Origin of the sequence: Mesorhizobium sp. KR9-304 (assembly GCF_040049215.1) — a bacterium.
Lineage (GTDB): Bacteria > Pseudomonadota > Alphaproteobacteria > Rhizobiales > Rhizobiaceae > Mesorhizobium_K.
In genome coordinates this window covers 1-22,993 of record NZ_JBDZDN010000008.1, presented here as the reverse complement: position 1 = coordinate 22,993, position 22,993 = coordinate 1, and the positions used below count along the sequence as shown (strand labels likewise).

Annotated in this window: 23 protein-coding genes; 10 read left to right on the top strand and 13 right to left on the bottom strand. The window is 59.0% G+C overall.

What is annotated here, in order from left to right; all coding sequences use genetic code 11:
- The first annotated feature begins 2 nt into the window (after positions 1-2).
- Positions 3-1,298, top strand: coding sequence for a glycerate kinase (locus ABLE71_RS25070; RefSeq protein ID WP_348786214.1), 1,296 nt, complete (start codon positions 3-5; stop codon positions 1,296-1,298).
- 207 nt (positions 1,299-1,505) lie between these two features.
- On the opposite strand, the gene ABLE71_RS25065 is transcribed toward ABLE71_RS25070, so the two are convergent.
- Positions 1,506-2,105 (bottom strand): HupE/UreJ family protein, encoded by a 600-nt coding sequence (locus ABLE71_RS25065; protein WP_348786213.1) that lies wholly within the window; start codon positions 2,103-2,105, stop codon positions 1,506-1,508.
- A 47-nt stretch (positions 2,106-2,152) separates the two neighbouring features.
- Positions 2,153-3,379 carry an agmatinase family protein gene (locus ABLE71_RS25060; protein ID WP_348786212.1) on the bottom strand — a complete coding sequence of 409 codons (1,227 nt, stop codon included), beginning with the start codon at positions 3,377-3,379 and terminating at the stop codon, positions 2,153-2,155.
- A gap of 303 nt (positions 3,380-3,682) precedes the next feature.
- On the opposite strand from ABLE71_RS25060, the gene ABLE71_RS25055 reads away from it, so the two are divergent.
- Positions 3,683-4,621, top strand: coding sequence for a LysR family transcriptional regulator (locus ABLE71_RS25055; RefSeq protein ID WP_348786211.1), 939 nt, complete (start codon positions 3,683-3,685; stop codon positions 4,619-4,621).
- 38 nt (positions 4,622-4,659) lie between these two features.
- Here ABLE71_RS25055 and ABLE71_RS25050 read toward each other — a convergent pair whose 3' ends face one another.
- The 9 genes from ABLE71_RS25050 to ABLE71_RS25010 all read right to left on the bottom strand — a co-directional run bounded on the left by ABLE71_RS25050 (position 4,660) and on the right by ABLE71_RS25010 (position 12,792).
- The gene (locus tag ABLE71_RS25050; RefSeq protein ID WP_348786210.1) at positions 4,660-5,439 is read right to left on the bottom strand and encodes an ABC transporter permease; all 780 of its coding nucleotides are present in this window, start codon (positions 5,437-5,439) and stop codon (positions 4,660-4,662) included.
- On the bottom strand, positions 5,436-6,290 hold the full coding sequence (locus tag ABLE71_RS25045) for an ABC transporter permease (RefSeq protein WP_348786209.1): 855 nt from the start codon (positions 6,288-6,290) through the stop codon (positions 5,436-5,438). Before ABLE71_RS25045 ends, ABLE71_RS25050 begins: the two co-directional genes overlap by 4 nt.
- A complete protein-coding gene (locus ABLE71_RS25040; protein WP_348786208.1) occupies positions 6,287-7,324 on the bottom strand; it encodes an ABC transporter ATP-binding protein in 1,038 nt (345 codons plus the stop codon). Before ABLE71_RS25040 ends, ABLE71_RS25045 begins: the two co-directional genes overlap by 4 nt.
- Positions 7,325-7,452: 128 nt before the next feature.
- Positions 7,453-8,514 carry an extracellular solute-binding protein gene (locus tag ABLE71_RS25035; RefSeq protein ID WP_348786207.1) on the bottom strand — a complete coding sequence of 354 codons (1,062 nt, stop codon included), beginning with the start codon at positions 8,512-8,514 and terminating at the stop codon, positions 7,453-7,455.
- 201 nt (positions 8,515-8,715) lie between these two features.
- Complete coding sequence (locus ABLE71_RS25030; protein ID WP_348786206.1) at positions 8,716-9,633, bottom strand: polysaccharide deacetylase; 918 nt, start codon at positions 9,631-9,633, stop codon at positions 8,716-8,718.
- A 94-nt stretch (positions 9,634-9,727) separates the two neighbouring features.
- The gene (locus ABLE71_RS25025; protein WP_348786205.1) at positions 9,728-10,447 is read right to left on the bottom strand and encodes a DUF2848 family protein; all 720 of its coding nucleotides are present in this window, start codon (positions 10,445-10,447) and stop codon (positions 9,728-9,730) included.
- 1 nt (position 10,448) lies between these two features.
- Positions 10,449-11,210, bottom strand: coding sequence for an SDR family oxidoreductase (locus tag ABLE71_RS25020; RefSeq protein ID WP_348786204.1), 762 nt, complete (start codon positions 11,208-11,210; stop codon positions 10,449-10,451).
- 32 nt (positions 11,211-11,242) lie between these two features.
- Positions 11,243-12,067: an SDR family NAD(P)-dependent oxidoreductase gene (locus ABLE71_RS25015; RefSeq protein ID WP_348786203.1), complete on the bottom strand. Its 825-nt coding sequence runs from the start codon at positions 12,065-12,067 to the stop codon at positions 11,243-11,245.
- The gene (locus tag ABLE71_RS25010; RefSeq protein ID WP_348786202.1) at positions 12,064-12,792 is read right to left on the bottom strand and encodes an SDR family oxidoreductase; all 729 of its coding nucleotides are present in this window, start codon (positions 12,790-12,792) and stop codon (positions 12,064-12,066) included. The genes ABLE71_RS25015 and ABLE71_RS25010 overlap by 4 nt, the downstream gene beginning before the upstream one ends.
- Here ABLE71_RS25010 and ABLE71_RS25005 point away from each other — a divergent pair.
- A complete protein-coding gene (locus ABLE71_RS25005; protein ID WP_348786201.1) occupies positions 12,776-13,312 on the top strand; it encodes a LysR substrate-binding domain-containing protein in 537 nt (178 codons plus the stop codon). The two genes, ABLE71_RS25010 and ABLE71_RS25005, sit on opposite strands and share 17 nt — an antisense overlap.
- 18 nt (positions 13,313-13,330) lie before the next feature.
- Here ABLE71_RS25005 and ABLE71_RS25000 read toward each other — a convergent pair whose 3' ends face one another.
- Entirely contained in the window at positions 13,331-13,930 is a 600-nt protein-coding gene (locus tag ABLE71_RS25000; RefSeq protein WP_348786200.1) for a cupin domain-containing protein, read from the bottom strand.
- A gap of 137 nt (positions 13,931-14,067) precedes the next feature.
- On the opposite strand from ABLE71_RS25000, the gene ABLE71_RS24995 reads away from it, so the two are divergent.
- Entirely contained in the window at positions 14,068-15,333 is a 1,266-nt protein-coding gene (locus ABLE71_RS24995) for a M20 family metallo-hydrolase (protein ID WP_348786199.1), read from the top strand.
- A 52-nt stretch (positions 15,334-15,385) separates the two neighbouring features.
- Positions 15,386-16,471: an arginase family protein gene (locus tag ABLE71_RS24990; RefSeq protein ID WP_348786198.1), complete on the top strand. Its 1,086-nt coding sequence runs from the start codon at positions 15,386-15,388 to the stop codon at positions 16,469-16,471.
- Positions 16,472-16,570: 99 nt separating this feature from the next.
- Here the strand turns inward: ABLE71_RS24990 and ABLE71_RS24985 are convergent, their stop codons facing one another.
- Positions 16,571-16,744, bottom strand: a complete 174-nt coding sequence (locus ABLE71_RS24985) for a hypothetical protein (RefSeq protein ID WP_348786197.1) — start codon at positions 16,742-16,744, stop codon at positions 16,571-16,573.
- Positions 16,745-17,155: 411 nt separating this feature from the next.
- On the opposite strand from ABLE71_RS24985, the gene ABLE71_RS24980 reads away from it, so the two are divergent.
- The 5 genes from ABLE71_RS24980 to ABLE71_RS24960 are packed head-to-tail and all read left to right on the top strand — an operon-like array spanning position 17,156 to position 22,804.
- A complete protein-coding gene (locus ABLE71_RS24980; protein WP_348786196.1) occupies positions 17,156-18,241 on the top strand; it encodes an ABC transporter ATP-binding protein in 1,086 nt (361 codons plus the stop codon).
- Entirely contained in the window at positions 18,238-19,224 is a 987-nt protein-coding gene (locus ABLE71_RS24975; protein ID WP_348786195.1) for an ABC transporter ATP-binding protein, read from the top strand. Before ABLE71_RS24980 ends, ABLE71_RS24975 begins: the two co-directional genes overlap by 4 nt.
- Positions 19,225-19,269: 45 nt before the next feature.
- Entirely contained in the window at positions 19,270-20,889 is a 1,620-nt protein-coding gene (locus ABLE71_RS24970) for an ABC transporter substrate-binding protein (RefSeq protein WP_348786194.1), read from the top strand.
- Between the two features lie 60 nt (positions 20,890-20,949).
- Positions 20,950-21,894 carry an ABC transporter permease gene (locus tag ABLE71_RS24965; RefSeq protein WP_348786193.1) on the top strand — a complete coding sequence of 315 codons (945 nt, stop codon included), beginning with the start codon at positions 20,950-20,952 and terminating at the stop codon, positions 21,892-21,894.
- Between the two features lie 7 nt (positions 21,895-21,901).
- Positions 21,902-22,804: an ABC transporter permease gene (locus tag ABLE71_RS24960; RefSeq protein ID WP_348786192.1), complete on the top strand. Its 903-nt coding sequence runs from the start codon at positions 21,902-21,904 to the stop codon at positions 22,802-22,804.
- Positions 22,805-22,993 lie beyond the last annotated feature (189 nt).

The window sequence follows — 22,993 nt, the reverse complement described above, 5'->3', positions numbered from 1 at the left end:
CTATGGCCAACGCTCGAAATCTCTCAACATCCTCGGAACCTCTCAACCCAAAAACCTTCCTGAGCTCGATCTTTGATGCGGCTGTTGCCGCAGCCGACGCGAAACTAACAATCCGAGGCCACCTGCCGCAAAAGCCGAAGGGCCGCACTGTTGTCGTCGGCGCCGGCAAGGGCGCGGCGCAGATGGCCGTGGCTTTCGAAAAGGCATGGGATGGGCCGATCGATGGGTTGGTCATCACGCGCTACGGCTATTCCGCCCCGACGGAGCGCATCGAGATCGTTGAATCAGCGCATCCCGTGCCGGACGAGGCGGGACTGATGGGCTCGCGCCGCCTGCTCGAGAAAGTCGCGGGTCTGACAGATGACGATCTCGTCGTTGCGCTAATCTGCGGCGGAGGATCGGCCTTGCTGCCCTCTCCTGCTCCGGGCATATCACTGGCCGACGAGATCGCAGTTAATCAGGCGTTGCTCGCCTCAGGCGCTCCGATCGCGGCAATGAATACCATCCGCAAGCACATCTCCACAATCAAGGGTGGGCGCCTTGCCGCCGTGGCCTGGCCGGCCAAGGTCGTCTCACTAGTCGTTTCAGATATTCCCGGCGACAATCTTGCACTTGTCGCATCCGGTCCGACTGTGCCAGATACCGGCAGCCGCGCCGACGCGCTGGCCGCGATAGCAGCCTACGGCATGAAATTCCCGGACGCCGTCATGGCGCACATCAATTCTCGTGCGGCCACTGCCCCCGATCCGGCAGACGAAAAATTCGCGCGCAATGAGGTCTATTTGATCGCCTCTGCCTCGGTCTCGCTGGAGGCAGCCGCTGCCGACTCCAGGAGACAAGGCATTGAAGCGGTCATCCTGTCCGATGCCTTAGAGGGCGAGGCGCGCGAGGTCGGTTCAGTCCATGCCGCGATCGCGCGGGAAGTGGCGACACGCAACCGTCCTTTCACCAAGCCGGTGCTGATCCTGTCTGGCGGCGAGACGACGGTGACGCTGCGCGCGAAGGGCAAGGGCGGCCGCAACTCTGAATTCCTGCTCGCTTTCGCCATCGGCATCGACGGGCTAAATGGCATCAACGCACTTGCGGCGGACACCGACGGCATCGACGGTTCGGAATCCAATGCCGGTGCCTTCTGCGACGGCTCCACTGTCGCCCGCATGCGTGCCGTCGGCGTTGATGCCAAGGCCATGCTCGCCGGCAACAATGCCTGGACAGCGTTCAAAGCCGTAGGCGATCTTTTTGTAACCGGCCCGACCGGAACAAATGTAAATGATCTGAGAGCAATTTTGGTCCGGTGACTTTGCCTTCTCCCCCTGCCAGGAGCAGCAGGGCGGTAGGCGATGCGAATCCGTTGCGGTCGCTGACTAATGCATCACATGCGTTTATCGCGTTTCGCGACTTGGTCAGCGGGGGCATGATTTCGATATCGCCCCGCCCTGACTGAAGCGAGCCAGTATAAACTACGGCGCAAACACGATAGGCGCCGAAGGAATGCAATCCGCATTTCAGATCACGCCAAATAGGATAGCCACACCGGAAAGCGAGGCGGCTGCGCCAACGCCTTTGAGGAGCAACGTTCCATTTCTCAGCCAGGCATTGACAAAAGCCAGCCCTGCTAGAAGACCCGCGATGTGGAGACCTGCCGTGGCCACGATGAACCCGGTCACGTAGGCCAGAAGACCAGCGGTTGAAGGCATTTCCGCGCCGTGGGCATGGCCGTGAAATAGTGCGAAAAAACCTGTCAAAAGCGTGACAACCATCACGGGAAGCGAAATTTCGAACGCCAACATGGCGCCGAGAACGACAGTCGAGCCGGCTATACCCGTCTCGACAAAGGTTAGTTCAACGCCGAAGAACCCCAGCAATCCGCCAAGCGCCATGACTGAAAGGAACGTCAGTGGGACTGACCACACCGCGCGCGCGCCAGGTTGCACCGCCAGCATGCCGACGAGAACCATGGCAAGCACATGGTCCAGACCGCCGACGGGGTGCGAAAACCCATGGGCGAAGCTTACGGCGCTTCCCGATTCAGGATGCGCGAGTGCAAGCGACGGCAGCGAAGCAACCGCGGCGGTCAACAGGAATCTAGCGGCAGTTTTCAGCATAGCGAGCCTCGATTTGACAAGGTTGAGAGACGGTGAACAGCACCTGCTCAGCGAGCACCGGGCAATCGCGCTTTCTCGCGATGACCTAGCTTGCCGTTGGCGATCAGCGTCCCGAGTGTATCCAGGACGACGCGGCACGCGAGCTGCGCGGTATTGTCATTGACGTCGTAAGGCGGGGACACCTCCACGACCTCCATGCCGCATAGTCCCTCGGCGGCAATGGTGCGAATGATCTCGAACGCCTCGCGCGGCATCAGGCCACCCGGCTCCGGCGAGCCCGTACCTGGGGCAAAACCGGGGTCAATCGAATCGATATCGAACGACAGGTAGACGGCCTTGCAACCGTCCCAAGCCATCTCCAAGGCCATTTCCGCGACTTTGCGCGCGCCATGCTTCTCCAGGTCGAACATTGTCATGACGCTGGTGCCCCGCCTATGCGCAACCGCACTGCCCGGACGATTGCCGTACCATCCGCCGATTCCGAGCTGCACCAGATTCTTGGGATGGCAGTTCGGGAGCCCGACATCATGCATGTGGCTGTGGTCTCGGTGGGTCGTCTCGCGCCCTTCATGCGTGGTCCAAAACCACGGCGTGGTATGCATCCGCTCATCCATATCCTTCTCCTGAATATCGATGTGACGGTCGATGTGGATGATGCCGACATTTCCGTCGATGTGGGGCGCGATGCCTCGCACATTCGGGAACCCTAGGCTGTGATCGCCGCCGCAAATGATCGGGAACACACCGGAGGTGTAGATGTGCGATACGGCCTTGGTGACCTGGTCGAAGGTCTTCTCGATATTGCCAGGGATGACGAAGATGTCGCCGGCGTCACACAGGTCCAATTCCTCATAGATATCGACGCCGCCGTCGAACCAGTAACCATCGTAAAGGGCCGAGATGCGGCGCACGGCCTGAGGGCCGAAGCGCGTGCCAGGTCTATAGGTGGTCGCCGAATCGAACGGAGCGCCGACGAATGCGGCTTCGTACTGCCCGACCTTGCGGATGTCCTCGCAGTAGGGAACTTTCATGAAGGTATTGATGCCCGCGAAGGCAGGCTGATGACCGCGGCTAAAGAGCGAAATGCTGCGATCGATCACCGAAGGCGCGGCTTCGAGGCCCAATTCCAGGGATCGGGCGGTTTCTTCAGCCTGCTTTGTCTGGGAAATGCGCGACAGCCGCTCCAGCGCCTGGGTTCCATCCGTCGCGTTTCTTATCTCATCGGGATGTGAATGGTCGTGATGGCCATCGTGTTCGTGCGGTCCCTGTCCCATAGTCCCCTAACCTCGTTCTGAGATGATAACGCTGACAAACGAAAAGACCTTGGGCTGTTGGCGCTTAAAGTCCCCTCACCGAATTGAAGGTGTAAATACGATAACTGTATTTATACTTCAAATATGCGATTACATTATAATCAATATTCAAGTTTCAACTGGCATATTATAAGGATTGACACTTATTGCTTAAACGTTTTAAACATCAATCTAGAGCATTGATTGTATCAATCCAGAGTACCGATCTGCGGCGTGAGCCCCGCGGTCACACGCGTTGTCTGGTTGATGATTCAGAGGATTCGTATGGCAAACAGGGCTGAACGGCAGCTTAGCGAATCTCTGTCGGCACGCCGGTTTGTCCGGAACTTGGATTGGAATCTGATCAAGGTCTTCCACGAGATCGTGAAGAACGACGGGGTGACGAACGCTGCCAAGGCAATGTCGCGTCAGCAGCCGGCTGTCAGCAGTGCGCTCAAGCGGCTCGAGGATTATCTAGGCAAAATCCTTTGCGAGCGAGGTCCGGGGGGATTTGCTCTTACTGACCATGGCATCCAGCTCGCCGAACTTGCCGCCAAGCTAGACCAACTCATCGGGTCGCTGCAGACGGTTTTAGACGAGATCGACAATGAGTTGACCATCCAGTTGCAGATAGCCACGGTGGGAAACATCGTCAGCGACCGCTTCGACCGGACAATACGCGCCTTCGCCGTCAAGTATCCCAGGGCCGAACTCAGCATACATGTCGCCCCCTACCCTCAAATTGAGGATATGGTGCTGAACGGCGATGCGGACGTCGGCATTTGTCCGGATCCGCGCATGGATTCGCGTTTGAGCTACGAGTTTCTTTTCAGCGAGCGGCATCTGGTCGTGTGTGGGCCTACGCATCCCTTGGCTAATCGCATCACGGCCGACTTCGAGGCTCTCGCAGACGAAGCTTTCGTCATTCCAGGGACGGACGAAGCCCAGATCGTGAAGAACTTCCGGCTGCGTTACGGCTGGGGCCGTCGCAAGGCCGGTCAATCTCTCGACTATGGAGAGCTGAAGCGGCTTCTGATGGCTGGCGTGGGTGTGGCTCTCTTGCCGAATGACACGGTATTGCCGGAACTTGAGCAGGGAAAGCTCTGCGCCGTGACAGACCTAATCAACGGCCTTGAGGACGACATCTTTCTCGTCACAAACGCAGCCAGCCCGCGCTACTTCGCGGCCAGCAAGTTCCTGGAATTGCTGCCGCCCCGAGAGTAGCGCTGCCGCCCCGAGAGTAGCCTTGCCGCGCTTGTCGACTAGCCTCTGTACTGCGTGATGCGCAGGCCAAAGACAGTCGTGCCGATCGATAGCAGCATGATCAGCGTGGCCACCACATTGATGCTTGGATCGACACCTTTTCGCAGCATACCCCACATGAAGGTGGGAAGCGTGTTGCTGCCGCCGATCGTGAAGAAAGTGACCAGGAAATCGTCAAGCGACAGGGCCATCGCAATCAGCGCGCCACCGACGACGCTGGGCGCGATAATGGGCAGCGTCACATCGAAGAACGCCCGCAGTGGTCCGGCCCCGAGATCACGGGCGCTCTCAACCGCGGCGTGATCGAATGAAGCCATTCGCGCGTTGATGACGAGAATAACGAATGGCTGCGTGAACACCAGATGACTGAGGATGACGGTGGGCAGGCCAAGCGTCAGGTTGAGCCAGGTCGAATAGAAGGTGAGCAGCGCCACGCCCAGCAGCAAAGGCGGTGCCATGATTGGAACCGTCACAGCTAGCATCAGCCCGACCGACAACCCCGGTCGCATGGTACTCAGGGCCATGGCCGCCATGGTTCCGATGATCGTAGACGTCGCCCCCACGCAGACAGTCACGATAAGGCTGTTGCGGAAAGCGAGCAGAAATCCGGGACGGGCGAAGGCGTCGGCAAACCAATGCAGCGACCAGCCCTCGATCGGAAGCGTCAAGAGCGGGCTGGACGAAAAACAGAACACCACGAGGACGACCAGAGGCGACAGCATGAAGCCGATGACCGCGGCACCGAAACCGTTCCAGGCATACCGGTGCATCGAGGTCATCTCCGGCTCCTGGTCACGGACACCATTGCGGTCGCAAACGCCAGGACGATCACCATGCAACTTGCAATCACGACGAACGAAAGCGCAGACCCGAGAGGCGAATTCAAGCGGTTTCCAAACTGGTTCTGGATAAAGACCCCAATCATCGACGCGTTGGGACCGCCGACCATCAGTGGCGTCACGTAGTCCCCGGCCGTGAAAATGAAGGAGAGGCTGAAGGCCGCGACAATACCTGACCGGATCTGCGGCAAGACAATATCGAAAAACGTCCGCAACCGACCCGCGCCGAGATCGCGAGCTGCCTCCAGTGGCACATCTTCAACGCCGCGGAGCGCCCCGTAGATCGGCAGGATCGCAAGTGGCAGCGTATAGTGTACAAGCGTGATGATAACAGCGACCGGACTGTAGAGAAGCGCAGTGATCGGGCTGTCGATCAGCCCGAGTTCCATAAGCGCGGTGTTCAGGATGCCGGCCGAGCCGAGGATGGTCTTCCACATGTAGATCTTGGTGAGATATCCGCCGAAGAGCGTGACCAACACCAGGAAGATAAAAGCCGGTCCCGCGGGGCCGGCCTGAAAACGGCAGAAATAGGCAAACCCAAGTGCGATCAGCACAGTCACAATCGCAACGACAGACGCAAGCGCGAGAGTGAACTGCAACGGGTCAGAGAATTCGGCAAGGACTTGTCGGTACTGATCAAAAGTAAACTCCGGCCGCAACTTGAAGGCTCGGACGCGCCAGAACGATATGACGAAGAAATAGGCCGTTGGTAGCACGAAGACGAACAACAGTACGCCAATGGTTGGAGCGAGCTGCAGCGCCGCCCGAATGGAGAGCGACCTGTCTTTCATTGCGAAACTATCCGTTGGTCGGCAACGCGCCATCCGATCGTGACAGTCGACCCAACATCGATATCTGGGCTTCGATCGCGCGACGATACGATGATGTCGTCTCCCAGAACACTGGAGAGCCGGTATTGCCGGTGATGGCCAAGGAACGTCACATTTTCCACAATCGCTTCGGCCCTTATGTCGCATCCGCCCTGGTCTGGCAGGCAAATATCTTCAGGTCGCACCACACAATCGACCTCGCCGTCGTTAACCTTCGCGCTGAACGATGCGCCGTTGCGCAAGGTGACGACGTTGGACTGGGCCACACCGTGGAAGAAGTTCGCTTCGCCGATGAAGCGTGAAACGAATCGTGTCGCGGGCCTGCGATAAATCTCTTCCGGAGTGCCATCTTGGACGACGCGAGCGCGATCCATGACGCAAATACGTGTCGCGAGCGACATCGCCTCCTCCTGGTCGTGGGTGACGAATATGAAGGTGCCGCCGATAAGGGCGTGGATGCGCCTGAACTCCTCTTGCATGGCGCGACGCAGCTTGAGGTCGAGCGCAGCCAGCGGCTCATCGAGAAGCAGCACCTTGGGGCGCATGACGAGCGCCCGCGCAAGCGCGACCCTCTGACGCTGGCCACCGGACAATTGCTCGATCCGGCGTTCTCCGAAATCCTCGAGATGGACCAGCGCCAGCGCTTCTTCGACGCGCCGTTTTCGTTCCGGCAACGATACTTGGGCCAACCTGAGACCGTAGCTGACGTTCTGCGCGACGCTCATGTGCGGAAACAGGCCGTAGCCTTGAAAGACCATGTTGGTTGGGCGACGCTCTGGCCCCAGCCTTGTAACGTCGACACCGTCCAGAATGATCTCTCCCGTCGACGGCTGGATGAAGCCGCCGATCATGCGCAGCAGGGTCGTCTTGCCGCAGCCCGACGGTCCGAGGATCGCCATGAACTCGCCGGCTTGGATTTCGATATCCAAAGGCTCCACGGCCTTAACGACGCCGTAGGCTTTGGATACCCGTCTAAGTTGGACAAGCGCGCTCATCCAGATGCCCCCTGTGTTCACCTGTCGAGGTTGAAAAGATGCAACAACGGATTCGCTGCAGCAATAGAGCCGCCAGCGAACCCAACCTGTCACGGCCGCCCTAAGACCGATCTACATATCGATCGATCCTAGGCTGCGAGGAACTTATCCCAGGCATCGAGCACGTCATCGAACGTCGCAAGATCGCCCTCGGGCTCGCTCGGCCAAAGCGGGAGAGGCTGGCCGCCGGTCGCCTTCTCGAAGAAGCCGACAATGTCATCATGCGGCTGGATCTGAAGGATCTCGGGCTTTAGCAGCGGTATCGCTTTCGTGTTGACCACACCAGTTGCGTTGATATTCGCGGCGTAAGCCTGTCCTTCGGCCCCGATCGCGTTGTTCAAGAGCGTGTAGGTGTCGTCGAGGTTCGGGCTGTCCTTGACGATGGCCATGCAATCGATCGGCACATGCGCGCCTTCCTTCGGCACTGTCCAGTGTATCTCTGCGCCTTTCTGCTTGGCCCACAATTGGACCGGGACCCAGCCTTGTGAGATCCATATCTCCCCACTGGAGAGGAGGTCGGTAAGTTCGCCGTAGCTGGAGACCACGGTCCTGGCCTGCTCCTTCTTGAGCTTGACCATCAAGGCCAGCATTTCCTTCAATTCCGCCTTGGAAATACGCGTTGCGTCCTTGCGTCCGCTGACAGCCAGGCCGAAAACGACCATGTTCGAAATCAGGTCGTTGGTCATTCCGACCTTGCCTTGGAACTCGGGCTTCAGCAGGTCGTACCAGGACTGCGGCACTTCCTTCACAAATGCCGGATTGTACATCAGCGGGATGATCGTCCAGGCAACCGGAAGCGCGTAAACGTTACCGTCGACGCGGATACCCTGATTGTCTTGGAAGAACGGGTCGAGGTCCCCGAAGTTTGGCACCCGCGACAGGTCGATTGGCGACAGCATGCCCACTTCAGCCATCAATTTGGTATAGGCTGTATCCGGCGTCACAATATCCATGTTGCCCATGCCGCCATTGGATATCATGGTCATCGCGTGGCCATTGTCATTCTGATAGGTCGCGCTGACCGTGATGCCGTTGTTTTTGGCGAATCCTCCATTGTTGAAGGCCTCGTCATATCCTTGCCAGCCCATGAAGCGAACTTCGCCTGCAGCCATGGCCGGGCGGTACGATCCCATCGCGGTGGCTGCGCCCATTGCCATCAGTTTGCAGAAATGCCGCCTCGACATGGGACTGCCGAGGGTTCGGATGCGGAGCAGGCCGTCGCCTGCATCCTCGATGAGCCCTGCCCTGCTAAGCCTTTCGTAAGTGACCATTGTTGTTCCCCATTTTTGTTTGTCAGCTAATTTTACTTGTCAGCTGCGCGCAAGCGTCTCCTTGCCTGCACCCAGCCGCGTTCACGCGTGAAACGGCGACAGTTCCTTGATCGGAGATACGTCGAATGGGAGGACATCCGTGCGCGGATTCCACGTTCCCGCGGCGATGCAACCCTGAACATGGTCGTGGATTTCGCCCATAGTCGCGAACCACACGTCGCCCTTCGCAGCGATGTATTCGACGATTTCGACCAGCATCTTGGCCCGGGACGTGCGGCCGCTGAGGAAGGGATGCCAAACCGTCATCCACATGCCGCCCGATTCATACTGTGCGTCGAACTCGGCGAGATAGACATCCTTCGCGCGCTGCGGCGACTGTATCGGCATTTCGATGCCGAGATCCCAATTGTGCATGAATTGCGGATAGTCATCATTGGCAATGAACTGCGGTATCTCCAGAACGCTTCCGGGCCTGTTACGGCTTGTCAGCAGATACGGAACGTCGTCGCCCATCAGCGAACTGTCATAGGCGATTCCGGCCTCGATCAGGTGGTCGAGCGTAAACTTGGAGAACTCGTTGAGCGGCGCCCGAAACCCACGCGGGCGATAGCCGACATGCTTCTCATATACGCGGATGGCGCGCTCGAACCAGTAGCTCTCAAAATCCTTGGACAGCTGATTGTAGCTCTCATGGATGTAGCCGTGATGTCCAATCTCGTGGCCGCCCTTGAGTATGGTCTCTACCGCCGCCGGATAACGCTCGACGCACCAGGCAGGCATGAAGAAAGTCTGCCTCAAGCCGAAATGCTCGTAGATCCGGCAAATGCGCGGAAGCGAGACCAGAGCACCATAGCGAAGCAGGGACTGGGTGGACACAAAGGTGTCGGCGTTTTCCGGCTTTGCGATGTGGATCAGGCTGTCGGCATCGAGATCGTAAGTGATGGCGACCGCGCAACGCGCTCCACTCGGCCACGGCACCGGATTCAAGATAAGCTGCATTTCCATCTCCAGATCAAAAGGAGCGTCAGCGTTTCGCGTCCGGTCGAACCCGGAAAGACGCTCCCGGCATAAGTTCCGCAGAAAAGGAGCAAGGTCAGGCCCCCCTTACGTCCAATAGTTTTGGCACCGTTGCAGGCATACATTGGTAGGTGTGCGAGATGACACGGCCCAACCGGGGATCAGTCATCGAGACTTCATAGGCATCACCCTTCAGCAGGCCGGCGATATGGTTGATCGTCCCGCTGAACAGCATCGTTCCGTCGGCGATGCCGCCCGAGAAGGCTGCATGGTCCAGCCAGAAATTCGGGCTTCGCAACGTCGAGCAAGTGGCCTCCTGCGTTACTCGCCATGCGCCGTCGACGCGCACGCGGCATCGCAGGAGAAGTTCGTCGAAATGATCTCGCACATCGGACCAACGCCACAGCCTGTTGGCCATCACGTCGGGCGCGACATTCTTAGAATGGGCGAAATCGTGCTTCTCCAGCAGCCAATCGCAATGGTCCGATCCGACGCCCACGAACAGCTGGCCCCGGTGAAATACCAATACGTATTCCACCTCGCCGATCATGCTCGGCGTGTATTCCTGCACCTCATCTAGGGTGACCAGATTGTGGACTGACACCGGCGCGAGCGACGGGATGGGAAACCGGGGCCGTTCACCGCCTAGCACAACATCCGCAATGTGACGCTCCACGTCTTCCGCATCGCGTCCCGCGTAGGCGGCGTTGAAAACCGCACGCGGCGTGATCACCAGATCATGCTCGGCCGCTTCGACCGGCTGGACCTTGAACCGCAGTTTGTGCACCTTACCCATCTCAGTCCTGGTACTCGCCACGGTCGACGTGAATTGTCTGGCCCGTGATATCCTTGGCCAGATCGGACGCTAAAAACAAAAACCCGCCGACGACTTCCCGTGGCTCGAGATGTCCCGTCATGGCCTGGAGCCGCAGGACCTCGTTGCCAACATCTTCAACGCTTCTGCCGGTATCAAGGGCGATCTGGCGTACGGACCTGTTCGAGAATTCGGTATTGACCCAACCCGGGCACACGGCATTGACCGTGATGCGGCGGCCCCCGAATTCGTGCGAGAAGCTGCGCAGCATGCCGACCAGCGCATGTTTCGAGCTGGCGTAGGCAGCCATCCGCGCAATCGCGTATTTTGAATAGGTCGACGCGGTGTAGATAACACGCCCGCCGTCGCGGAGGCGGCCCGCGAGTTCGTTAGTTACATAGTAGGCGCCGAGCAAATTCACGTCGATGATGCGGCGGAACAAATCCTCGGATTTGAAGTCGCCCAGCGGGGTCAGTCGCTCGAACCCGGCATTGTGTACGAGTATGTCGAGGCAGTCGATCGCGGCGAGATTGGCGCGCAACAGATCGCGGTCGGTGATGTCGCAACGAAGCGCTTTTATGACCCTGCCGGTTTCTTGGCCCAGGCAGTCGGCGACCTCGAAAATCGCCTCCTCGTCGGCGAGCACGGTGACATCGGCGCCTTGGAGGACGAACTCCCGCGCCACTTCGCGTCCGATCCCGCTGGATGCGCCGACCACCAATGCCTTCTTGTCATCCAGCCTCAAGCTTAATGCTGACAAAGCCAGTCCCTCCTGTCTCACCCTAAGAATTCACCGCGATCTATGTTGATCGCTTGGCCTGTTATGTTTCGGGACAGGGACGAGGCTAGGAACACAAACAGTCCCGGTACGTCGTCGGGCGCCTGAAACCCCGGAAGACATTGCGAGGTCAGAACTTCGTCAAGGATGTCGGCTTCGCCGATGCCTGACCGTTCGGACATTTGCCGAAGCGACTTGAGCGCAGCCTCCGTCCGCACCCAGCCGGGACAGACGCAATTGACCCTAATGCCGCGCGGTCCGAGTTCCCGGGCAAGGCTGCGCATCAGCCCGATAACGGCATGTTTGGAGGCAATGTAAGCGCCAAACTCGCCAACGGCGGATTTTCCCCAGACAGAGGAGGTCAGGATGATGCGCGATTCACTTCGCATCTTCGGCACTGCGGCGCGAACGGTGAGATAGGTGCCGATGACGTTGACCGCAATGACGCGCCTGAAGTATTCCTCCGCCTCGGCGGAAAGGTCGTCGATAGGCGTAAGGCGCTCCATGCCGGCATTTGCAATCAGCACGTCTATCTTCGGAATATCCGACAGCATCGCTGTGGCCGCGCCCGACTCCGCAATGTCCCCAATGCGGCCGGATACCTTGCCTTTCGCAGATGTCGCCAACTCGGCGACGACGGAAGTGAGCGTGGGATCATCCGCGAGGACACGAAGATCGGCATGCGATCGGACAAATGCCTTGGCGACAGCCAAGCCGATTCCCCGCGATCCCCCCGACAAAACGACTGTCTGTCCGCGAAAATCGAGGGTGACGTCATCCTGCATAGGGGCAGCGGACAGAGTAGTCGCAACGACGTCGGTCATGCCATCACCGACCCGCCATTGACGCCGAGGCCCTGTCCCGTGATGTAGCTGGCGTCATCGCTGGCCAGGAAGCGCGCGGCGCGGGCGATTTCGGCAGGATCGGCGAACCGCTTGAGCGGAAGGTCAAGTTCCTTCGCCCGCCATTTGTCGGAAAGCTGATCGGCAGCGAGCATCCGCGTGCTTGTCGGGCCGGGGCAAAGGGCGTTTATCCGGATCGCCGGAGCAAACTCTTCCGCCCAAGACCGCACGAGACCCATGACGCCGTGCTTCGAAGCCACGTACGCGGAATGATCGGCACGACCGATGTAGCCAAGATTGGACGCGACGAACGTCGCTGAGCCGGCCGTTATGCGCCGCAAGGCCGCCTGCCCCACGAGGAAAGTGCCTTTGAGATTGATGCGGATGACGGTGTCGAATTCGTCTTGCGTCATGTCGAGCAGGCTGCGTTCGAGGACAACGCCGGCACTGTTGCAAACGTGGTCTAGGTCGCCTTCCGTCGCGGCGACCGACGCAAACAGGTCAGAGACGGACTCCTTATCGGAAACGTCGACAGGATGGCTGCGCGCCTGGCCGCCGATGTCTATGATGCGGGCGACCGTGCCGTAACAGTCATCAATGTCGGCGCAGACAAGACGTGCGCCCTGCCCTGCCATCTCTACCGCGCAGGCCGCGCCAATACCTCTTGCCGCGCCCGTAACGACTATGGTCTTGCCACGCAAGCTCATCACGCTTCCCTCGCCATGCGCCACCGCCTGTGACAGCGCAACCTTTGTGATGAGGATGATCCGCGGAACCCTGCGTGTAAAAGCATGCAAAGTCCGATCCGCAGCATTGGCGGCGTCAATCCTTCTTTCGGTGCTGCTCGATTTCGGCCCACCGGGAGTTCTGGGTTCGGCCGCCATATCCGTAGGAATCGTCGGGTGGGAGCAAGGCGTCCGCGGCATCAATGCGGCTGACTGGCTTGCTGCGCGGATACCGGAATCGGCAATCGTCTATCGAACGAACAGCCTCATCAATCAGCTCATTGCGGTCCGCGCCGGCATCGGCGCAGCGGTTCTGCCTTGCTACCTTGGAGATCTGGAAAGCGACCTGATCCGCCTGTTCGAACCAGTCGCTTGTACGAAGCGGGAGCTATGGATCGTGACCTACTCCGAATTGAAACGGACGGCGCGTATCCGTGCATTTTTCGACATCGTGGGGGATGCATTAGTCGACGACCGCGCGCTCGTGACTGGTTCCGCCTAGCGGAGCGCTTCGCTCCCGTCAGAATGTCGGCGGCGTGTTGATCCACAGGACCTTCGCCACCGTCTTTCCCGGATTGTTGTAGCCGTGCGGCAGGTTCGACCGGAAGAAAAAGCCTTCGCCCCGCTTCAAGCTGTACTGTTCGCCCGCTACGTGCAGGCTCACCTCACCTTCAAGGATGTAGCCGAATTCGTGGCCCTGATGCTCGATTGTCCCGTCGCTGGAGCCGCCGGGCTGGATGTGATGGATATTGATCTGCAGCAGATCGCTCAGCGAAGACGCAACGATGCTTTCCAGTCGGATGCCTTTTCCGGTCCGGATGTTCTTTTCGACGAATACAGCATCTTGCGGACGGTAGATGTGTACGAGGGAAGCGTTCCCCGTATCTTCCACGAGGCGTGCAATGCTGATGCCGAGACCATGCGCGATTCGGTGCAGCATAGACAGTGACGGAAGAATCTTCTCGTTCTCAATCTTCGAAATGAGACTCTCGGAGCAGCCAACCTTCTCGGCGAGGTCCTTGAGGTACAGCCCTGCCCCGATGCGGGCGTGCCGAAGCCGCGCGCCCAGGCCATGATTTCCGTTCTCGTCCTGACGATTAGCGCGCGTTCTTCTTGCCATCTGCCTGCACTGACCGATCCCAAGCGGCGCGGTCGAGTAACCTATAGGGGCAGGAAAGCACTGTATCAATAAGAAAGCGACTTGACTGACAGGCAATTATGTTTCATGTTGGGAATGCATTTCATGAGGACCGTTCTTTGAGCGCCGAGGTCTTTTTCCGAACGCACATTGATGGCGAGACCATCGACCCTTCACGCTTCCTCGCGCGCTTCGACGAGATCTCCTCATTTGGCGCGACGGGCGATGGCGGGCTCGACAGACAGGCGCTGTCCAAGCCGGACATCGAAGCCCATCGCACTGTGATCGACTGGTTCAGGCGGCCTGGATATCGAATCAACGCTGATGCCGTCGGAAATATCTTCATTACGCGAGCCGGCACCGATGGCACGGCGGCACCCCTCGTGACCGGCTCGCATTTGGACAGCCAGCCGACCGGCGGCCGGTTTGACGGCGCGCTCGGGGTTGTCGCTGCTGCGGAGGTGCTGGCCAGCCTCGATGATAGAGCGATCGCGACGAGACGGCCGATCCAGCTCGCAATCTGGATGAACGAGGAGGGCTGTCGGTTCTCTCCTGTCACCATGGGTTCTGCGGTTTTTTCGGGTTCGCTGCCAAGCGCCGTAGCAGGACGTGCCGTCGACCGCGAGGGAGCGAGCTTCGCTCGGGAACTGGACAAGTTCTTCCTTGGCATCGGAGTCAAGGGCACGACTGAACCCCTTTCCCGACCGTGGCGTTATCTGGAACTGCACATCGAACAGGGTCCGATCCTGGAGTGTGAACACAGCACCATTGGAGTGGTGACGGGCGTTCAGGGCACCATCCAGTACCGGATCGACATCGAAGGCCAGGAGGCGCATGCCGGCACGACACCTCCGGCCATGCGTCGGGATGCGTTTAAGGCAGCGCGCACGCTTATCGACCGAATCGAGTCGAAACTCGAAGACGGTGACTGTTCGACACGATTTACGGTAGGGCGCTGCGACATCCATCCGTCGGCGCCGAACACGATCGCCGGCCGCACAAGTTTCACCGTCGATCTTCGCCATCCGGATGCGTCCACGCTGGAACGCCACGATGTGCTCATTCACAAAACGATCCAGGATTATGCGGGTCCCTGCGGCGTCACATTGACGAAGCTGATCAACACGAAACCGGTGGCCTTCGATCTTCGGCTCACGAACGCGATCGATGCGGCTGCGGAGCGGCGTGGCTTGGCGCGGCAGCATCTTCTGTCGGGCGCTACCCATGATGCGGCCCGTATCGCCGGTCTCTGCCCCGCGGCGATGATCTTCGTGCCGTGCCGCAACGGTCTAAGCCACTGCCCCGAAGAGTTCGCAAGTGAGACCGACATGATCGCCGGTGTTTCAGTTCTGCATGACGTGGTGCTGGCGGAGGCGCAAGCCTGACTGCCCCAACCGTGCCGCTCCCGCGCGGCTCTTTGAAAGAGGAACCAGGCCGATGTCTTATCCGAGCTGGCAGGAAATCCGCCAAGGATCGATTGCGAATACCTACTCCTTCATGAACCCCTGGTACGTGCCGATGATCGCGGAGGACATGCCGACCTTCATGGCGCGGCCGCACGCGACCACTGAGAACGACTTGGAAGGCGCGGACGTCGTGATCATTGGCGCCCCTTACGTCGCCGGCTGGGGCGGATACATGGGCGTGGACGCCAAGGAGTGGCTGGCCGCACCGAAACGCATCAGGCAACAGTCCATCCGCTATGGCTCCGGATATATTCAGGAATTCGATCTTGACGTTTTCGACCATCTCAAGATTGTCGACTATGGCGACGCGGACATCCCGCCGGAATGTCTTGTCGAGCCGACCGCGGCAAACGTGCTCCGCGCGCAGGCGGCGGTGGAACTCAAGGTCAACCATGCCATGGCGGCCGGCGCCGTTCCCGTTGTCATCGGACAGAACAGCCCTTGCGGCTCCTTCGCCATCGCCAAGGCGGTGTCGGAGCGTACTAAAGGAAACGTCGGCTGCGTATCTCTCGACACCCACTGGGATATCGCGCCGCTCGACAAGCTGACGATGGATCCGCGCATCGCCGGTTCGGACGCGTGGAAATTCAAGACATACGAACTTCTGCACAATTTCGACCAGAAGCATCTGGTGGAGATCGGCGAGCGCGGCATGCTCGAAAACAAGGAGATGGTGCGGGAATTCCTGCGAAAGGGGACGCACTTTTATCCGATGTGGAAAATCCGCTCCGGCCTCGGCATCGAGGGGCTCGTAAACGAACTACACCATGCTTATGAAGGCACGGACGCAGTTTACTGCCACTGGGACATGGATATTTTGGGAGGCGCTGGGCCAGCGCCGGGCGATATCCTCGGTGAGCTGGCGGAACCCTTCGGGATGACCGACTACGAGGTCATCCGGTTGGCGCACGAGGTTGGCAAGCGCGGCATAGCGGCCTTGTCGTTTATCTGCATCCCGCCGGGATCGGCCGCGATTTATCGCGTTCTGGTCTACGTGATAATGTATATGTGCGCGGGACTGGCGATGAGGAAGGCGGGCCTTTCCGCACCCGCATGATGTCGCCGGAGTGTACGCAATTGCCATGCATTGCGCGCGCCTAGCATGGACCGGTTCGACCGAAAGGACCGAACTCTGTTTTGGGTGCCTTCGTCCGGCTCAATTCACCCGTACTTCACCCAGGTTTTTTGGCGTGCCTGCAAAGCGGTAGGACGAAAGCAAAATCATTGCTGCAAAGACGACAGCTGCAGCGGTAAGGGCGGCAGTGATCGAGATATGCATTTGCTTCGATGGATATCGGACATGCGGAACGTGCCCATCCACCGCAGGCATGCGGGATCTTCACAGGCCTAAGCTCCTTTAGTAGCCACTAGAGGGCACCATGCCCGAAGGAGAGCCGGTTTCTCGGTAATCCGTTCCATTGAGCAAACGAATGCATCCGGAGATCGCTGCATTCGTTTCATCGATCCGTCGCATCAAAGCCCAGCCAGTGTCGTGAAGCCTCTGCTGCAGCAAAGATATGTTCTGACAGGTCGCAGAGATGCCGACGATAGCGGCATTGCAGCCCGTCAGAATGGACTGCTCGATATTTGAGGCGTGACTCATCACGCTCGAACCAAAAGCGGGCAGTGATATCCGGTAATTGCAACCGCTGCGTGAAAGGATTTCCCAGTCAGGTCACTTGATTTATGTGCAAATGACTTGACTTTTACGAAAGTAATTTTCATTCTGGGAAAAATGCGAATGAACTTTCGCAGTAAAAATGGGAGCGCTTTCGTGGGAACGCATATCAGCCCGCCCCGCATCGACGCGGATATGCCGTTGCCGAGCGCCGTGGACTGCTTAGAAGCTGCTGCTCAGCGCTTGCAGGTCAGAAATCTCAGCGTATCGTTCAACACGCCCGCGGGACGGGTAGTGGCTGTAGATAACGTCAGTTTCGAGGTCGGCAGCAGGCAGATTCTTGCGTTGGTCGGCGAGTCTGGTTCAGGCAAGTCGGTAACTGCGATGGCCCTGATCGGCCTCCTCGCGCGCAACGCATCAATCTCCGGGTCTATTTGTCTCGGCGGCGACGAGATTGTCGGCATGGCCGAGCGGGATTTGCAGGCGCTTCGCGGCAGCAAGATTTCGATGATCTTCCAAAATCCTCGGGCATCGCTCAACCCCAGCCTCACCATCGGCAACCAGATGATTGAGGTGATCCGGCGCCACTCTCCCGACACGAGCAGGGAAGCTGCCACCGAGGCTTCGATCGCCATCCTGCGGCGTCTCAACTTGCGAGACGCGGAGCGGCAGATCAACTGCTACCCTCACGAACTGTCGGGCGGAATGTGCCAGCGCGTGGCCCTTGGCATTGCGCTGACCGGAGCACCGCAACTTCTCATTGCGGATGAGCCGACCACGGCGCTTGACGTGGTTGTCCAGGCAAAAACGCTGCAGCTGCTGCGGGAAATTCACGGTGCCGACGGGTTGCCGATGATCATCGTGACCCACGATTTTGGCGTCGTGCGAGCGATCGCCACACACGTGGCTGTCATGTATGCCGGCCAAATCCAGGAGGCCGGCCCAGTAGATGAGGTACTCGAACGGCCGACGCATCCCTACACGCAAGCACTTATTGCAACCATCCCCGACTCGGCCAAGGCGGGAACACCCTTGATACAAATCGACGGCGGGCCGCCTGATCCGCTGCATTTCCCGCCTGGCTGCCGGTTTGCTCCGCGCTGCCACAAGGCCTCGGACGTCTGCCTGGGACCGCCATCCTTCAAGCAGGTGTCGCGTAACAGCCGCGCGCGGTGCCACTTCGTTTCCGATCGGAGTCACCTGTCATGACACCGCACCAGGGCACGCTCCTCACCGCACACGAAGTCTACAAGTTCTATGACCGCAAGGGCCAAGCCAAACGCCAGGCAAGCGCCGTTGATGGGGTGAGCCTGGATGTCCGGCAAGGAGAATCGCTCGGCCTTGTAGGCGAATCGGGCTCGGGAAAATCGACATTTGGCCGAATGCTGCTTGGTTTGCTTCAGCCGACTGCCGGGACCATAAGCTATGCAGGGATCGACATAGCGTCGCAAACTGTCGCCGAACGCCGTCAGGCCTGCGCGAAACGCCAAATGGTGTTTCAGGATCCGATTTCGGCTCTGAATCCCCGGCGCACCATCGCAGAAAACATCGAATTGCCCTTGTTGAACTTCGGCTGGGACCGCGAGCAGCGGCGTCAGCGGGTAGATGAGCTCCTCAGGCTGGTCGGGCTGAATCCGGCACATAGGAACCGATACCCTCACCAGTTCAGCGGCGGACAGTGTCAGCGCGTAGTGATCGCCCGCGCCATCGCGCTCGAACCGGAATTTCTATTTCTGGACGAGCCTGTCTCGGCATTGGACGTCTCGGTTCAGGCGCAGATTCTCAACCTTCTGACGGATCTCAAGCGCAATCTCGGCCTCACATATCTCTTCGTTTCGCACGACCTTCGTTTGGTGCGTCACATGTGCGATCGCACCGTCGTGCTCTTCCACGGCCAGCTGGTCGAGATCGGCGACAGCGAAGAGATCTATGAGCGGCCCGGTCACCCCTACACACGCGCCCTTCGAGGAGCAGTGCTGAGTGTCAAGCGCACCGCCGCCGATATTGAGGTGACAGAAGACGACCGGACCCCGAACCGCGATGGGCGTAGCTTATCTGCAGGCGGATGCCGCTATGCGCCGTTTTGCCCACTGAAAATGGATATCTGCACCCGGGAAATCCCACGCATGACCGATCTGGGGGCCGGACACCGGCTCGCCTGCCATGCGTTGGAAAAAGCCGATCTTTTCTAGATCGCAGACTTCGTTCGTTCACTTCAACCAAAAAGGAGGGGTTCCGTGAAAGACAAACGCCTAGGTTTAGTCCGAGCCGGCCGTGGCCTTGCCGCGGCTCTGGTGATGTTATCGGTTTTCGTTCCTATCACCGATGCACCGGCGCAATCGGGCGAGAAGACGGTCGTGATGGGCATCGAAGGCGACCCGTTATCGCTAGATCCGCACACCCATGCGCTCTGGCTGACCGCGCGGGTGGTATCCAACATCTTCGAAGGGTTCGTAGGCCAGGATCTCTCGAAGTCGAACGTCCCGATCGCTCCGATCGTGCCCGCGCTCGCTGAAAGCTGGGATATCTCAGCCGACGGCGCGGTCTACACATTCAAGCTGCGTCAAAATGTGAAGTTTCATGATGGCGAGTCATGGAATGCCGAAGCCGCGAAGTTCAATTTCGACCGCATTCTGAACCGCGAGTCCCCGCAGTTCTACGAAAAGGCCTACCAGCAGAACACCTGGTGGCGCCAAGACGTCGAGAAATACGAAGTTGTCGACGACTATACGTTTCGCATCACGCTGAAGACCCCCAACGCAGAGTTCTTGCGGCGGCTCTCCCAAGGTGGCATCGGCTCGGCCTGGATGGCCAGCCCGAAGGCCGTGCGCGCGGCCGCGAGCAACGACGACTTTGCCAAGACCCCAGTTGGAACCGGCCCGTTCAGGTTTGTCGAGCGCGTTTTCGGCGAGCAGATCGTCCTGGAAAAAAATGAGAACTATTGGGACCCTGCGCGGGTGCCTCAATACGACCGTCTGATCTATCGGCCTATTGTCGATGTCGCGGCGCGCGAGCAGGCGCTCGTCACGGGCGCGATCGACATCGCGGCGACGCCCTCCCCGGACAATTCGGCGCTGCTTGAGCAGCAGGGCTTCACGCTAGTCAAGGGCGAGGTGCCGACCGTTTACGTCATCTGGCTCAACATGAAACAAAAGGCTCTTCAGGATGTCAGGGTGCGACGTGCGATCTCGATGGCCCTCGACCGTGAGGGGTTGTCGCAAAAGCTACGTCTCGGCCAGGCGATCCCGGCATATTCGATGCTCAACATCGGCGGCCCGGGATACGATCCGGACTACAAATGCAACGCTTATGACCCAGCCAAGGCAAAGGACCTGCTTAAGGAAGCAGGTTATGGCGATGGCTTTGACGTAAAAATGATCTGGACGCCCGGAGGAGCCGGCGATGTCGGAATGGTCGCCGATGCGGAGTGGTTCCAGCGCAACCTTGCGGATGTTGGCATCCGTGCTTCGATCGAGGTTCTCGATATCGGCACGTTTTTCACGATGATGAATCAAGGAATGCCTGAAGGCTCAGACATGCTTCAGATCTCGTGGGGAGAGAACTCAGCGAACTGGCTCGACGCAGTTGTCCGTACCAGCGCGCTGCCGCCGAACGGATACAATTCGGGCTATTACGACAACCCGAAGATGGATCAATTGCTCGACGAAGCACGCACGTCTGCATCCGAGGAGCAGATGACGAGCAAACTGCGCGCCCTGCGCGATGTCATCTGCGAGGATGCGGCGTTTATCCCGACTCACTCCCCACTGGGTGTTGTCGCGACATCAAAGAGCATCCACAACTTCGTCATGGCGCCTCAACACTGGCCAGACATGGCGTTGGTAACCAAAGAATGACGTCCCCGCTGCAACGATTCACGACGGCGCCTGCTCAGGCGCCGTCACGAGAGGTTCCCTATGTTTGGCTATTCAATATGGCGATCGGTGCAGACGTTGCCGGTGCTGCTCGGCGTCAGCTTCATCGTATTCATTTCCGTCTACCTGCTTCCCGGAGACGTAACCCAGCAACTGCTCGGCCTTGCTGCTAGCAAGGAAAGCATCGCCAGCCTGCGCAAGGAGCTTGGCCTGGACGATCCGTTCATCGTGCAGTTCTGGATTTGGCTGGAACGTGTTCTGACCGGAAATCTCGGCAACAGTCACGTGATGCGGGCACCCGTATGGGACCTCGTGCTCGGAAAATCGATGAACTCCTTCGTCCTGATGTTGTCCAGCATGTTCATCGTCATGGTGCTTTCGTTTATGCTGGCAACCATCTCCGCATGGAAAAAAGACTCCGCCATTGACCGCGCAATCTCCACCGCCATGTTTCTGCTGGCGAGCATGCCGGTTTTCTGGCTCGGGATCGTCCTGATCCTTCTGTTTTCGGTCACGCTGCCGCTGCTTCCGTCTGCAGGAATGTACAACTTATCCGCGCCAGGCGGCTTTTCTGACCTGCTTTCGCATTTGATTTTGCCAACGGTCACCACAGCCGCGACGTCGCTTGCGATCGTGACACGCGTGACCCGCTCCGCCATGGTCGATGCGCTCGCCTCTCCCTACATCACCGCGGGCAAGGCACGGGGACTTTCGTCGCGATCGATCATTTATCGGCATGCTTTCCGAAACGCCCTGCCGACCTTCGTCAACATAAGCGGACTTCAGGTCGGATATCTGTTTGGGTCGGCCGTATTCAGCGAAATCATCTTCGCGTGGCCAGGGATCGGCCTGCAACTCTATAACTCGGTCATTTCCCGTGACGGACCGATGATCCAGGGCTGCGTACTGATGGTTGCTGTCGTTTTCGTACTTGGAAATCTCGTCGCCGACATCATCGTGAGATGGCTCGACGTGCATCAGAGGTAAGGAAGCCATGACATCGAAAACGATAGCCTTTGCCCCAGCGCCGACCCGTGAGAATTGGCGCGAGCGGACCTCTGCGGGCCGGATAGCCGCGAAGCTCCTGGCCGATGGTTGGGCCATGGCAGGTCTCACCATAGTCGTCGTGTTTCTCGCGATGGCCGTGCTTGCACCTGTCCTGGCTCCCTATGAGCCGACGTCGTCCTTCATCGAACTTAGACTGCGCGGCGTGTTCACGCCGGGTCACCTGTTCGGCGTCGACACGCAAGGGCGTGACGTGCTCAGCCGCGTGATCTACGGCTCGCGAGTATCGATGGTCACCGGCCTCGTCCCTGTCGCGCTTTCCGCCATTCTCGCAATTCCGCTCGGCCTCGTGGCAGCACATTTTAGCAAGTCGGGCGCGGCGATCATGCGGGTGATGGATGTGCTCTTCGCGTTCCCGATGGTGCTTCTCGCAATATTGCTGGCGTCCATTCTGGGACCGGGCATGGGCAATCTGATTGCGGCGCTCGTCATAGTCCTGCTGCCGTTCAACACGCGCGTCGTCTACGTCGAGGCGCTCGGTCAAAAAAATGCCGGCTATGTCGATGCCGCCCGCACGCTCGGCACACCAACACACCGCATACTCTTCCGTGAGATGCTCCCGCATGTCGCGTCCTCGAGCATCGTCTATTCGCTGACAATCGTGGGGACGATCATCGTCACCGCTGCGGGTCTCTCCTTTTTAGGACTTGGCGTTCAACCGCCAACTGCGGACTGGGGCCTGATGACCAGCGAAGGACGCTCGGTGCTCTATCTTGCACCGCATGTCGCATCGATCCCCGGCCTCGCGATCTTCACCCTTGTTGTTGGATTCAACTTGCTCGGTGACGGCTTGCGAGAAGCTCTTGATCCTCGTTCACGTGGACGATCCTGAGAACACCTTGGCTGCTGTAATGACGGCGCGGTTGTGAGACATCCTGCAGCCCGTTTATAGCCGTTCGCTGTCCGGGATCAGCGCCTATGGCACAGAAATGAGGGTGTGATTTAAGGAGTGTTCGTTCTCGTCGGAGACGAAGGAACGAACATGAATTCGAAGTCGACTGGCGGCAAACGCTCCGCCGAA